We start from the raw sequence: 12,804 nt of genomic DNA on the forward strand, positions 1-12,804 counted from the left end.
AAGATGAAATGAGGTTAGCTTGGCAGCATAGGGCAGCTAGCGCCACGGCGCAGGCTGATATGCGCCACGTCGCCGACGCTGAATTGAAAACCTTCGGCCCGGCGCGGCGCGTCGATCACCACCGGCATCCCCTGCCCCAATTCGGCATGCAGACGCAAGGTGCGGCCGTGGAAGACGATGCTGTTGACCCGCGCCGGCGCGGTGCCGGAGGCCGCCTCGGTTGCCACCAGCAGGTCCTCGGGACGCACGCCGATGGTGCGTACAGCGCCTTCGCCGGGTGCCTCGCCGGTTTCCAAAACAGCCTCCAAGGGCAACGTGCCAGCGGTGAAGCGCAGGCGGTCGCCGTCGCGGCCGACAAAGCGCGACTGCAGCAGGTTCATCGTGCCGATGAAGCTGGCAACGAATTTGGTGGCGGGCCGGTCGTAGAGCGTCGCCGGCGGTGCGATCTGTTCGATGCGACCCTTGTTCATGACGACGATGCGGTCGGAGATCGACAGCGCCTCGGTCTGGTCGTGGGTGACCATGACGAAGGTGGTGCCAAGCCGCGACTGCAACCGCTTCAGTTCGACCTGCATCTGTTCGCGCAGATGCGCGTCGAGCGCCGACAGCGGCTCGTCGAGCAACAGCACGCGCGGGTCGCAGACAATGGCGCGAGCGAGCGCGACGCGTTGGCGCTGGCCGCCCGAGAGCTCAGACACGCGGGCGCCGATCTTGTCGCCGAGGCCGACCATGTCGAGCGCTTCGCCGACGCGCTTGGCCTGTTCCGTCCCCGAGAGCTTGCGCAGCGACAGGCCGAAGCCGACATTCTCAGTGACGTTCATGTGCGGGAACAGCGCATAGTCCTGGAACACGGTGTTGACCGGCCGGTCGAACGGCCTGAGCGCGGTGATGTCGCGGCCTTCGAGCAGCACCTTGCCGCTCGACGGGCTCTCGAAACCGGCGATCACCCTGAGGCTGGTGGTCTTGCCGCAGCCGGAGGGTCCAAGCAAGGTCAGGAATTCGCCGCGGGCGATGTCGAGGTCGACGGCGTCAAGCCCGACGATGCCGCCGGGGAAAATCTTCGAGACCGCATCCAGCCGCACCAGGGCATCAGGCGCCATCGCGCACCTCGGATGGTTTTGTCGTGTTGACCCACAGGATCTGGCAGCGCTCGACACCCGGGTTGCGGAAGGCGTGCAGAAGCGTGCTCTTGAAAGCAAAACTGTCGCCGGCCTTCAGCCCGTAGGTGGTCGCATCCACCACCAGCTCGACCTCGCCCGACAGGACATAGCCGAACTCATGGCCGGCATGCGCATAGGCCTCGGCGGTGCCGCCGCCGGCCTCGACGCTCACCAGCATGCCGGTGAGCGTGGCGGCGGGCGGCGACAGCAGCGCCTTGGCGATGCCTTCCGACTTCACCGGGATCTGCCGCCGCTTGTCGGCGCGCACGCAATAGAGGTCGTTGACGGCATCGTTGCCGTCGGCGATCAGTGCCGACGGCTCGATGTCCAAAGCGGCGGCGAGCGGCCAGATCACTTTGACGCGCAGCGAGGACATGCCACGCTCGATCTGGCTCAGCGCCCCGATCGACACGCCGGCCTTGGCGGCAAGCTCGGCCAGCGACAGGTTGCGCTCCAGCCGCAGCGCCCGCACGCGCCGGCCGACCCGCACGTCGGCATCGTCCTTCGGCCTATCGGCCGCCTCGTCCAGCATGTCCATCCGTTCGTCCTCGTTTGCTTGCCCTCTCCCTTCTCCCCTTGTGGGAGAAGGTGGATCGGCGCGAAGCGCCGAGACGGATGAGGGGTGTTGGCCGGAGCACCGTCATTGCCAAGCTGGAACACCCCCCATCCGTCGCCTTCGGCGACACCTTCTCCCACAAGGGGAGAAGGAGGAACCAGCTCAGCCGCCCGCCTTCACCTTCTCAAACATCTTGGCGAGATCGTCATTCTGTTTCATCGGCCCGGTGAAGATTGTGGTCTTCAGCATCACCTCCGGGTCGGACGGCAGCTGCAGCTTGTCCAGCTCCTCCTTCGGCACGGCGGCGAAGGCCGAACTGGTCGAGCTGCCATAGCCATAGGCCTGGATCAGGTATTTGCCCGAATCCGTCTCCAGCCGGCTGTTGATAAAGTCATAGGCGAGGTCGACATTCTTGGCGTCCTTGAGCATGACGAAGCCGCAAGCCCAAGTCAGCATGCCTTCCTTCGGCTTCATGAACTCGACCGGCACGCCCTGCTTCTTCAGCGAAGTGGCCGACGCGTTCCACGTCATGGCGGCGACCAGCTGGCCGCTGGCCAGCGCCTGCTCCACCGAGGTCATGTCGGTGGTGTAGTTGGAGAGCAGCGGACGCTGCTCGCGCAGCTTCTCCGCCACCTTGTCCATTTGCTCGGGCGTCATGTCGAACGGATTGACGCCGGCGAGAAGCGCCGCCACGACTGGCGTGTCGTGCACGGCATCGATTGTCGCCATGCGCCCGGCATATTGCTTGTCCCACAGCAGGTTCCAGCTCGCTTCGGGATCCTTCACCAGGTCGGTGCGGTAGAGGATCGAGGTGTTGCCCCAGTCCCACGGCACCATCCAGACTTTGCCGTCGCCGGCCTGCAAATCGGGCAGGTTCTTGAACACCGGGAAGATCGAATCCCAGTTCTTGATGCGCTTGGTGTCGATCGGCTGCAGCAGGCCTTCCTTGTTCCAGCGCGCCACCTTGTCGTAGCACGGGTGGGCGACATCCGGCCGGAAGCCGGCCTTGACCTTGGTGAAGGCGTCGTCATCGTCGCCGAAGATCGAGGCCTCGACGCCATCGGGATGGGCGGCAAGGAAGCTCTTGTTGAAGTCGGGCAGTTCGTAGCCCGACCAGGTGAAATATTGCAGCTTGTCGCCGGCGAAGGCGACTGTCGACGACAGCGCCAGCGCGAGAGCGGCGAGGCCGGCTCGCGCCTTGTTTCCGGTGATCGATTTCAGGTCGAATGCCATTTTCGTTCTCCTCTTCGTTGTTATGGTCAGGCTGGGTTGGCGGCGGCTGTCCGGCGGGCGGTGCCGAGCCCGCGGTGGCGCAAAACTTCGGCGAAGGCGGCGATGACGAAGGACGCGACCAGGATCGCGGTGCCCAGCGCCATGACGGTCGGCAGCGAGCGCGGGAAGCGCAGCTGGCTCCAGATGTAGAGCGGCAGCGTCGGCTCGGTTCCGGCCAGGAAGAACACGACGATGAACTCGTCGAAGGACGTCAGGAAAGCCAGCATGAAGGCCGACAGCACGGCCGGCAGGCTGAGCGGCAGCATGACGCGCCGGAACGTCGTCCAGTCGGAGGCGCCCAGATCGAGTGCCGCCTCGCGGATGGTCTTCGGGATGGCGGCGAAGCGGCTGCGCATGACGACCACGGTCGTCGGCAGTGCCACCAATATGTGGCCGAGCACTATAGCGACGCGCGACGGGCCGAAGCCGACGAGGTTGACCAGGATCAGCAGCGAAATGCCGACGATGACGCCGGGAATGAGGATCGGCAGCCGGGCAATGGCGCTGATGGTGGCGGCCAGCGGCGAGCGGCCATAGAGGTCCATGTAGGACACGGTGATACCGCAGAGAGTAGCGCCGCTGGCGGCGATGGTGCCGATGACGAGGCTGTTGGCTAATGCGCCTGACAGGGCCGGATTGCCGTAGAGCGTCGCGTACCATTGCAGCGTAAAACCTTGCAGCGGAAACGCCGCCTGGATGGAATCGTTGAAGGAAAACAGCGGGATCAGCAGGATCGGCAGATAGAGGAAGACCAGATAGGCAAGCACATAGGCGCCGAGCCAGCGACCGCCTGCATTGGCCTCGGTGCGCGCCGTGCTCATGTGCGGCTGCCGAATCTGCGGTCGGCACCGCGCGCGACCAGGACCACGCAGAGGATGACCAGCATGACGCAGACCGAAAGTGCCGCGCCGAACGGCCAGTCATTGGCCTTGCCGAACTCGGACTGGATCAGCGAGCCGATCATGGTGCTGGCCGGACCGCCGACCATGGCCGGGGTGACGTAGTCGCCGACCGTCGGCACGAAGACGACGAGCGCCGCTGCCAATACGCCCGGCATCGAGTTCGGCAGCACGACGCGGCGGAAAGAGGTGAACGGCCTGGCGCCAAGATCGGACGCCGCTTCGAGCAGCGATTTCGGAATGGTGTCGAGCGCCACATAGATGGGCAGGATGGCGAAGGGCGCGTAGGCATGAGCGAGCGTGACGACGACCGCGGCCGGCGTGTTGAGGAAGGCAAGCGTCGGCTCCGACCAGATGCCGCTTTCGATCAGCGCCGAGTTCAGCACGCCATTATAGGCGAGCACGATCTTCCAGGCGAAGACGCGCAAGAGATAGCTGGTCCAGAACGGCAGCGTCACCAGGAACAGCAGGAGGCCGCGCCGCCGCCCGGCGTGGAAGGCGAGATAATAGGCGACGGGATAGGCGGTGACGACGGTCGCCAATGTTACCAGGCCGGCGATTGCCAGCGAGCGTAGCGTCACCGTCCAGTAGAGCGGTTCGGACGCGACCGTGGCGAAGTTCGCGACAGTGAGGCCGGCCCCGAGCAGTGAGCCGTCATTGCCGCGGAAGGCGAGGAAGAGCACGAGGCCGAGGGCAAACAGGATGAGGAAGAAAGTGACCAGTCCGCCCGGCAGCAGCATCGCGAAGCGAAAAGCCGGTGAAGACCGGGATTCCGGCAGCGACTGCCCTGCAACGATGGTCGACATCGAACCGTCCAAAGGAATTATGAAATCGGCTTAGCTTTTTTCATATTCATGAAACTGTCAAGTTGAATCGCATGGTGCCCAACCGCCGCCTTCGAAATCAGCGTTCGAAGGCGTCCAGCATCCGATACCAGGCGATCGTCGCGGCGACGCCAATCTGGCGGAAAGCGTGGAACGGGATCGGCCGGATCGGCGACAGCGGGAACGGCAGCTGGTTGATATCGCCGTTCGCAAGGTAGCTCGCCATCCGCCCGCCGAGCGCGGTCATCAGGCCGACACCGCGGCCCTGGCAGCCGACCACGGCGAGCAGGCCCGGCTCCGGCTCGTGAATATGCGGCAAGTGGTCCGGCGTCATCGCCACGCGGCCGAACCAGCGTTTTTCTATCGCGACGCCGGCAAGCGCTGGATAGAGCCTGACCAGCGCCCGTTCGAGATGCGCCCAGTCACCCTCACTGGCCGGCTGCGCCATGCGGCCGCGCCCACCGAGCACCAGCCGGCCGTCGGCGCTCTTGCGGTAATAGACGAGGATGCGGCGCGAATCCGACACTGCTTGCCCTTCCGGCAGAATCGTCGCCGCGAGATTGGAAGACAACGGCGCCGTCGCGATCTGGAACGAATGCAGCGGCACGATGGTCTCAGCCAAGCCGGGAAGCAGCCCGCCGGTATAGGCGTTGGTTGCAAGGACAACCGCCTTCGCCCGCAATTCGGCGCCGTTTGCGGTCGAGACGCGCCAAAAGCCGGCGTCCTTGGCAAGTTTCACCACCTTCTGGCGCTCGGCGATCCGGGCGCCGGCGGCTGTGGCAACGCGCGCTAACTCCGATGTATAGGCGAGCGGATCGATGACGCCGGCGCGGCGGTCGAGCCAGCCGCCGAGATAGCCCTGCGCGCCAGTCATCGCCGCGATTTCCGCCTGGCTCAGAAGCTCAACATCGGCACCACGCGCCCGCCACTGCCTATCCCGGTTGACTGCCGCCTTCAACGCGGTCTCGGTGTGCGTGGCCTGGATCCAGCCATTGCGAACGAACGGCACCGCCAGTCTCTCGTCGCGGATCAGGTCGAAAACCGCATCGGCTGTCGAGGCGGCAAAATTGACCAGCGCCTCGCCGCGTTCGAGCCCGAAATGCTCGACGAGCCATTCCGGATCATATTTGAGGCCGGGTATGACCTGGCCGCCATTCAGCCCCGATGCGCCCTCTCCGATCGCGCCGGCCTCCAGTACCTGGACTGCAAGACCGAGGCGCGCCGCGTGCAACGCGGTCGACAGGCCCATGATGCCGCCGCCGACGATGACGACATCGACAGGGCTGCCGGCCGGAAAAAGCGACGGGAATGCCGATACAGCCTTGGGCTTTTGCCAGATCGGATCGGAAAACGGTGCGGGCAAGGATCACCTGAGGTTGATTGCGCGTGAAAATCCTATTGTCGATTTCACATATTTGAAAGAGCGTTTCGATCCTGTTGCGACGCCTGTAGGTAATTTTCCGGCCGACCCTGTCGAAAACCGGATCACGAACGGGATAGACCTTTGACCGGAATCCGACGAAAGTGCCGCGCCGATCGGCCCGCCTTTCGGCCAAGGCGGACCGCCGTAACCAGACTGGGAGAACCGCAGCCATGATCAATCCAAGCCACCTGCCCGCCGACGGCCTGTTCATCGGCCGCGCCAGGACAGGCGAAGCGTCCTATCCGCTGGTGGTCACGGTGCGCGACGGCACGGTCTTCGACATCACATCAAGCACAGCGCCAACCGTCCGCGATGTCTGCGAAATGGCGGACCCCGCAGGCCATGTTCGCACTGCCAAAGGCAAGCCGATCGGTTCGCTCGACGCGATCGCCGCCAACAGTTTCGCGGCGACGCGCGATCCGGCAAGACCCTATCTGCTCTCACCGGTCGACCTGCAGGCGGTCAAGGCCTCCGGCGTCACCTTCGTCGTCAGCCTGCTCGAACGGGTCATTGAGGAACAGGCGCGTGGCTCGGCGGAAAGGGCCGATGCCATTCGCGCCGACATTGCCGGGCTGATCGGCCATGATCTGTCGAAGCTGAAGCCAGGCTCGCCCGAAGCGATGGAGATTAAGGCCAGGCTGATCCAGCGCGGCGCCTGGTCGCAATATCTGGAAGTGGGCATCGGACCGGATGCCGAGATCTTCACCAAATGCCAGCCGATGGCCTCGGTCGGTTTCGGCGCCGATGTCGGGCTGCATCCAGTGTCGACCTGGAACAATCCGGAGCCGGAGATCGCCATGATCGCCGCCAGCAGCGGCAGCATCGTCGGCGCCACGATCGGCAACGACGTCAATCTGCGCGACGTCGAGGGACGTTCGGCGCTGCTGCTCGGCAAGGCCAAGGACAACAACGCCTCGGCCTCGCTCGGACCGTTCATCCGGCTGTTCGACGACACCTTCTCCATCGATGACGTGAAGCAGGCCATCGTGCGCCTGAAGGTCGAGGGCGAGGACGGGTTTTCGCTGGAGGGCGCCAGCTCGATGGCCGAGATCAGCCGCTCGCCGGAAGAACTGGTCGCAGCCGCCATGGGTCCGCACCACCAGTATCCGGATGGGCTGGCGCTCTATCTCGGCACCATGTTCGTGCCGTCGAAGGATCGCGGCGAAAAGGGCAAGGGTTTTACCCACAAGGTCGGTGACATCGTCACCATCTCGTCGGAGAAATTCGGCGCGCTGGTCAATCGTGTGCGGCTGTCGCCCGACTGTCCGCACTGGACCTATGGCGCCAGCCACCTCATGCGCGACCTCGCCAAGGCCGGTTTGATCTAGCCGACCCGCCTCGCCTGCGACCCTTTCCTTGCTGAATGCCTGGTCGGTTCGGCGGGCGAGGGCGACGGTCCGTGCCAACGAGGCTCCGAGCTTCCGGAAAATATCACCCCAGCTGATGCAATCTGATGGGATTGCTGATGGCGCTGTGCCGTGCGCCAACGTCCATTGGCTGGTGGAGGCTTGCCAGTGGACGGAAAAGGGAATGCTCTGAGGGCACCCGGTCGGCGCTGGCAGGAGATGCGGTCTTTGGGCCGCATCGCGCCTGACGGGAGGTCGTTTTTCAACATGGGAGGAAATCAAATGCTGACGAGGCTAAGACTGCTCGTGCTTGGCTTGATCATGGCGCTTGCCATTCCGGCGGCGGCACAGGCCAAGACGTTCTACTGGATTTCGCATGGCGGCCCGGCCGACCCGGTCTGGACCTACTTCCTGGCCGGCGCCAAGCAATGGGCGACCGACACCGGCAACACCGTCAACACCTCGTTCCACAATAACGACGTGGCCTCGCAACAGGAGGCAGTGCGTGCCGCCATCTCGGCCAAGGCCGACGGCATCGTCACCACCAGCCCCGATCCGGGCAGCCTTGTCGAGATCGTCAAGGAAGCGCGCGCCGCCAACATCCCGATCATCAACTTCAACACGCCCGACCCGAAGGCCAATTTCAACGCCTATGTCGGCGGCGACAATGTCACCTTCGGCAAGCACTGGGCGCAGTATCTGGTCGACAAGGGCCTGGTGAAGAAGGGCGATTTCGTCTGGATGCCGGTCGAGGTCCCCGGCGCCACCTATGGCGTGCAGGAAGAGGAAGGCATCAAGAGCGTGTTCGAGCCGCTCGGCATCACCTACGAAATCACCGAAGCCACGCTCGACCAGGCCGAAGTGATCAACCGCATGGTCGATTACCTCACCGCCAACAAGGCCAAGGTCAAGGCGATCATCGGCCTCGGCGACCTCGTCACCGGCTCGATCAAGCGGGTGTTCGACCAGGTCGGCGTCAAGCCGGGCGAAATCCCGGTCGTCGGCTGGGGCAACTCACTCGACACCACGCAGGAAGTGCTGAACGGCTATGTCAATGCCGCGCAGTGGCAGGATCCGCAGGCGACCAGCTATGTGGCGCTTTCGCTGGCCAACATGGCCGCCGCCGGCATTCCTCCGGGCTTCAACGTCATCACCGGCGCGCTCTACGAAAAAGACACCGCCGAAGTGTACGACAAGATCCTGTCCGGCAAATAGGCCCCACGACTACCAGCGCCGCGCGCCTTTCGACGCGCGGCGCTGGACGCTATCGTCGCTGGAGCCCGCGCCGTCTTCTACGGTGCAGGTCTCAGCCCATTCCATTCATGTCGCGGGTTGCTCGTGGAAAATCGTTCCCTCATCCAAGGCCTGATCGGCAGGCCGGAATTCGGGCCATTTGTCCTGCTCGTCATCGAGCTCGTCGTCTTCTGGGGCATCAATCCCGACTTCCTGTCGCCGCAGAACATTTCCAACATACTGGCCTTCACCGTCGAGCTCGGCCTGATCGCGCTGGCGATGACGCTTTTGATGACATCGGGCGAATTCGACCTCTCGGTCGGATCGCTGTTCGGCTTCTCGCCGGTGCTGATGTGGACGCTGTTCAACAGCGGTGCCACCTCGCTGGAGATGGGGCTCGTCATTGCGCTGGTCGTCGCCACCTTCATCGGGCTGGTCAATGGCTGGTTCGTGACGCAGCTGAAGATCCCGTCCTTCCTGGTGACGCTCGGCATGCTGCTGGTGGTGCGCGGCACCGCGCTGTTCGTCACCGACGGCTTTCCGCAGCGGACCTGGAGCGCCGAAGGCAGCTGGCTGGCGGAAGCGCTGGTCGGCGATTTCTTCATCGGCCCGTTCCGCGTCTACATGTCGCTGTTCTGGTTCATCGCCGCGGCGATCGCGCTGGGCTACGTGCTGACGCAGAGCCGCACCGGCAACTGGATACAGGCCGCCGGCGGCAACCCCAATGCGGCGCGCGCCCGCGGCGTCAACGTCAACGGTGTCAAGATCGGCCTGTTCGTACTGTCGTCGCTGATGGCTTCGCTTGCCGGCGTCATTTCCTCGCTGCGCACCTCGGCGGCCAATCCCAACAGCGGCACCGGCTACGAGCTCGAGGTCATCGCCATGGTGGTGATCGGCGGCACGGCGCTGACCGGCGGACGCGGCACGATCATCGGCACCGTGCTCGGCATCCTGATCCTGCGCGTGATGCGCAACGGCATCGTGCTGATCGGCGTGCCGGGGCTCGCCTACAACATCTTCATCGGCGCCATCATCCTCGGCATGATGGCGCTCCACTCATGGCTGGAACGCCGGCATCAGGCAGGGACGTGAACCATGGCTGAACCGCTCATCCGCATGACGAACATCCGCAAGTCCTACGGGCGCGTGCAGGCGCTGGTGGACGCCAATTTCCACGTCAACGAACAGGAGATCGTCGGCCTGCTCGGCGACAACGGCGCCGGCAAGTCGACGCTGATCAAGGTATTGTCGGGCGCGGTGCCGCTGACCAGCGGCGACATCTTCATCCGCGGCAAGAAGGTGAACCTGCGCAGCACCAGCGACGCGATCGCCCACGGCATCGAGACGATCTACCAGGATTCGGCACTGGTCACGCAGCTGTCGATCGCCCGCAATTTGTTCCTCGGCCGCGAGCCGATCAAGCCGCCGCGCTTCCTCAACCGCATGGACCAGGAGGCGATGAACGTGGTGGCCCGCGACCTGCTGAAACAGGTCGGCATCTCCAAGAACATTCCGCCGACGACGCCGATCGGCTCGCTGTCGGGCGGCGAGCGACAGGCGGTGGCGATCGCGCGCGCCATGCATTTCGACAGCGACCTGATCATCCTCGACGAGCCGACCAACAATCTCGGCGTCGCCGAGACGCAAGGCGTGTTGAGCTTCGTGCGCAGCGCCCGCGATTCCGGCCACTCCTGCATCTTCATCGCCCACAACATCCATCACGTCTTCCAGGTGGTCGACCGCATCGTCGTCATGCGCATGGGCAAGGTGGTGGCCGACGACATCGATCCGAAGAAGACCAATGTCGCCGAAGTCGAGCGGATCATCACCGGCATGTCCGACAAGGAAATCCGCGCGGCTCTCGCCGAGGACACGCAACGGCCAGGCTGAGCACCATCCATCGCTGTCTGGCACAGGATCGCATCAGCTCCTATGACTGTGACAATGAAGGCCACCGTTGCCGATATCGCCAGAAGCTGCGGGCTGTCGACCGCAACGGTCGACCGGGTGCTGAACAACCGCGCGGGCGCCAGCGCCGCCAACCGGCAGCGCGTGATGGAGGCTGCCAGGCAGCTCGGCTACCTGCCTGTCGTCGACCAGGTGGCGCTGCCGTCGAGGCCGGCGCATCTGGAGTTCTTCCTGCCGATCGGCTCGAACGCCTTCATGATCGATCTCGCCAAACATATCGAGGACTATGCTGCGCGCCTGCCGCTGGTCGCGTCCTGCCGCATCCACAGCCTCGCCGGCATCGCGCCTGGCGCGCTGCAAGGCGCCATCGAAAACCTGTCGTTGAGGGCGAACGGCGTCGGCGTCATCGCCGTCGATCATCCGAGAACGCGCAACATCCTGCGCGAGGTGGTCGAGGCCGGCATCCGTCTGGTCACGCTGGTCTCGGACGTTCCGGCGGCACCGCGCTCGGCCTATGTCGGCATCGACAACCGGGTCGCCGGGCGCACCGCGGCACTTTTGATGGGCCGCTTCCTCGGCGGCCGCACCGGCCATCTGGCCATGGTGGTCGGCTCACGCTCCTATCGCGGCCATGAGGAACGCGAGATGGGCTTCCGCTCTGTACTCTCAGAGGAATTCCCCAATCTCACCGTCTCAAGCGCCGTCGAGATCAATGACGAGCCGGAGGTGAGCTACACCGCGACGATGAAGGCGCTGCACAATGAGCCGGAATTGCTCGGCATCTATTGCGTCGGCGCCGGCCGCTCGGGCGTGGCGAAAGCGCTGCTGGAGGCAAGGCCGAAGAAGAAGCCGGTGTTCATCTGCCACGACCTGACCAGGGAAACGCGCGGCTATCTGGTCGACGATATCGCCGATGTCGTCATCGACCAGAACGCGCGGCTGATCGCCGAACAGTCGGTCATCCGCCTGCTCGGCTCGATCGCGTCTTCGGCGCCTTACCTGACGAAAAAATTCATCGAGCCACGCCTGATCTTCAAAGAAAACGTGCCGGTTCAATAGGTTAGTGCGCCGCAGCAAGGTCGCTTTGTCCGGATTTGTCGGAGGATTGGTGGCTGATGCGGCAATTCTGCACACCTGCTATGCAACTTTTATGGTTGCCGAATCATTAAGCAATCGGTAGATATCTGGGTGTCGGCCATCTACTCCTCCCAGATGCGATGCCGACGCTGAATGCGGCGCACCTCCTCCCGCGCCTCGTTCGAAATCGAGCCCGCTGCCACCTCCTCCCGGCAGCGGGCTTTTTTCGTTCCGGGTTTCGTTCCGGGTACAGATTCGGGATTCTTCAGCGTCAAAAACGCGAAGCGTCGGTCTATCGCGCCCGGAACGACGCGATCAGGCCTTCCGCCATGCGCACGAACTGTGCGCTCGGGCCTTCGGCGCCGACGCTCTGCATCGAGACGCGCGCGCCTTCGAGGAGCAGCGACAGCGTATCGGCGAGAAGCTCGGCCTGGCCAACGCCTGCGTCGCGGCAGAGCGCCACCAGCCGGTCGCGCTGGGCTTCCTTGAGTTCCTTGATGACGCGTCGCGCCGGATGGTCGGTCTCGCTGAGCTCGATTGCGGCATTGGCCATGTCGCAGCCGCGGCTGTCCGCGTTGAGCATATCGGCGGCCTTTCGAACCCAGGCATGCAGTTGCGCGAGCTTGTCGCCGGGATATTCGGCCTCGAATGCGTCCCATATCGCGGCGGCCTTGCATGCGGTGGCGCGCAGGCATTCTATGATCAGGTCGTCCTTGGACTCGAAATGACGGTACAGAGTCATCTTGTTGGTGCCGGCGGCTTCGGTGATGGCGTCGACGCCGACGCCCTTGATGCCATGCTTGTGAAACATGTCCTGCGCCGTCTCCAGGATACGATCCCGCGGGCGAACGCGTTCCGTCGTGCCGTCTGCCATCGAAGTCTCCTTGTCTCCCTAAAAATTCGGCTCACCTCTTGACTAGGGTGTTACCGGTCTGTAACTTTAGCGATGTTACTTACTGGTAACACCTATCTTGCCTGCCGTCAACGATTGGCACCGCCGTTGGGCCCTGCCGGGACGGAAGCAAGGCAAGAAACTGCCTGTCATGCGGCTTCGGCCGGTGAGAACGAGGAAAACGGTTCGCGATCATCCGATGCGAATCGCCAGC

Annotated in this window: 13 protein-coding genes; 6 read left to right on the forward strand and 7 right to left on the reverse strand. The window is 64.1% G+C overall.

All coding sequences use genetic code 11. The features are described 5' to 3' along the window. Positions 1-14: 14 nt before the first annotated feature. The 6 genes from DH08_RS31005 to DH08_RS31030 form a co-directional block, all read right to left on the reverse strand. Positions 15-1,100: an ABC transporter ATP-binding protein gene (locus DH08_RS31005; protein ID WP_192183033.1), complete on the reverse strand. Its 1,086-nt coding sequence runs from the start codon at positions 1,098-1,100 to the stop codon at positions 15-17. Beyond that, positions 1,090-1,698, reverse strand: a complete 609-nt coding sequence (locus DH08_RS31010; RefSeq protein WP_192183034.1) for a cupin domain-containing protein — start codon at positions 1,696-1,698, stop codon at positions 1,090-1,092. Before DH08_RS31010 ends, DH08_RS31005 begins: the two co-directional genes overlap by 11 nt. Positions 1,699-1,878: 180 nt before the next feature. Then, positions 1,879-2,949, reverse strand: a complete 1,071-nt coding sequence (locus tag DH08_RS31015) for an ABC transporter substrate-binding protein (protein WP_192183035.1) — start codon at positions 2,947-2,949, stop codon at positions 1,879-1,881. A 26-nt stretch (positions 2,950-2,975) separates the two neighbouring features. Further along, on the reverse strand, positions 2,976-3,809 hold the full coding sequence (locus DH08_RS31020) for an ABC transporter permease (RefSeq protein WP_192183036.1): 834 nt from the start codon (positions 3,807-3,809) through the stop codon (positions 2,976-2,978). Beyond that, the gene (locus tag DH08_RS31025) at positions 3,806-4,693 is read right to left on the reverse strand and encodes an ABC transporter permease (RefSeq protein ID WP_192183037.1); all 888 of its coding nucleotides are present in this window, start codon (positions 4,691-4,693) and stop codon (positions 3,806-3,808) included. Before DH08_RS31025 ends, DH08_RS31020 begins: the two co-directional genes overlap by 4 nt. Positions 4,694-4,790: 97 nt before the next feature. After that, positions 4,791-6,074 carry an NAD(P)/FAD-dependent oxidoreductase gene (locus tag DH08_RS31030; protein ID WP_192183038.1) on the reverse strand — a complete coding sequence of 428 codons (1,284 nt, stop codon included), beginning with the start codon at positions 6,072-6,074 and terminating at the stop codon, positions 4,791-4,793. Here DH08_RS31030 and DH08_RS31035 point away from each other — a divergent pair. From DH08_RS31035 to DH08_RS31060, 6 genes are all read left to right on the forward strand, one after another. Continuing rightward, on the forward strand, positions 5,959-6,219 hold the full coding sequence (locus tag DH08_RS31035; protein WP_192183166.1) for a hypothetical protein: 261 nt from the start codon (positions 5,959-5,961) through the stop codon (positions 6,217-6,219). The two genes, DH08_RS31030 and DH08_RS31035, sit on opposite strands and share 116 nt — an antisense overlap. An 85-nt stretch (positions 6,220-6,304) precedes the next feature. Next, complete coding sequence (locus tag DH08_RS31040) at positions 6,305-7,462, forward strand: fumarylacetoacetate hydrolase family protein (RefSeq protein ID WP_192183039.1); 1,158 nt, start codon at positions 6,305-6,307, stop codon at positions 7,460-7,462. Between the two features lie 300 nt (positions 7,463-7,762). Beyond that, positions 7,763-8,695 (forward strand): sugar ABC transporter substrate-binding protein, encoded by a 933-nt coding sequence (locus DH08_RS31045; protein WP_192183040.1) that lies wholly within the window; start codon positions 7,763-7,765, stop codon positions 8,693-8,695. A 123-nt stretch (positions 8,696-8,818) separates the two neighbouring features. Next, positions 8,819-9,805, forward strand: coding sequence for an ABC transporter permease subunit (locus tag DH08_RS31050; RefSeq protein ID WP_192183041.1), 987 nt, complete (start codon positions 8,819-8,821; stop codon positions 9,803-9,805). A gap of 3 nt (positions 9,806-9,808) precedes the next feature. Further along, complete coding sequence (locus DH08_RS31055; RefSeq protein WP_192183042.1) at positions 9,809-10,603, forward strand: ATP-binding cassette domain-containing protein; 795 nt, start codon at positions 9,809-9,811, stop codon at positions 10,601-10,603. Positions 10,604-10,657: 54 nt separating this feature from the next. Next, positions 10,658-11,680, forward strand: a complete 1,023-nt coding sequence (locus tag DH08_RS31060; protein ID WP_192183043.1) for a LacI family DNA-binding transcriptional regulator — start codon at positions 10,658-10,660, stop codon at positions 11,678-11,680. 310 nt (positions 11,681-11,990) lie between these two features. Here the strand turns inward: DH08_RS31060 and DH08_RS31065 are convergent, their stop codons facing one another. After that, positions 11,991-12,572 carry a TetR/AcrR family transcriptional regulator gene (locus DH08_RS31065; protein WP_192183044.1) on the reverse strand — a complete coding sequence of 194 codons (582 nt, stop codon included), beginning with the start codon at positions 12,570-12,572 and terminating at the stop codon, positions 11,991-11,993. Positions 12,573-12,804: the final 232 nt, after the last annotated feature.

It is taken from the genome of Mesorhizobium amorphae, from assembly GCF_014843845.1.
Taxonomy (GTDB): Bacteria; Pseudomonadota; Alphaproteobacteria; order Rhizobiales; family Rhizobiaceae; genus Mesorhizobium; species Mesorhizobium amorphae_A.

Bases quoted from the DNA above. Each gene is read 5' to 3' on its own strand.
- DH08_RS31035 (WP_192183166.1), top strand. From the start codon at position 5,959: ATGATGCCGCCGCCGACGATGACGACATCGACAGGGCTGCCGGCCGGA.
- DH08_RS31055 (WP_192183042.1), top strand. From the start codon at position 9,809: ATGGCTGAACCGCTCATCCGCATGACGAACATCCGCAAGTCCTACGGG.
- DH08_RS31065 (WP_192183044.1), bottom strand. From the start codon at position 12,572: ATGGCAGACGGCACGACGGAACGCGTTCGCCCGCGGGATCGTATCCTG.
- DH08_RS31025 (WP_192183037.1), bottom strand. From the start codon at position 4,693: ATGTCGACCATCGTTGCAGGGCAGTCGCTGCCGGAATCCCGGTCTTCA.
- DH08_RS31020 (WP_192183036.1), bottom strand. From the start codon at position 3,809: ATGAGCACGGCGCGCACCGAGGCCAATGCAGGCGGTCGCTGGCTCGGC.
- DH08_RS31060 (WP_192183043.1), top strand. From the start codon at position 10,658: ATGAAGGCCACCGTTGCCGATATCGCCAGAAGCTGCGGGCTGTCGACC.
- DH08_RS31045 (WP_192183040.1), top strand. From the start codon at position 7,763: ATGCTGACGAGGCTAAGACTGCTCGTGCTTGGCTTGATCATGGCGCTT.
- DH08_RS31015 (WP_192183035.1), bottom strand. From the start codon at position 2,949: ATGGCATTCGACCTGAAATCGATCACCGGAAACAAGGCGCGAGCCGGC.
- DH08_RS31005 (WP_192183033.1), bottom strand. From the start codon at position 1,100: ATGGCGCCTGATGCCCTGGTGCGGCTGGATGCGGTCTCGAAGATTTTC.
- DH08_RS31040 (WP_192183039.1), top strand. From the start codon at position 6,305: ATGATCAATCCAAGCCACCTGCCCGCCGACGGCCTGTTCATCGGCCGC.
- DH08_RS31010 (WP_192183034.1), bottom strand. From the start codon at position 1,698: ATGGACATGCTGGACGAGGCGGCCGATAGGCCGAAGGACGATGCCGAC.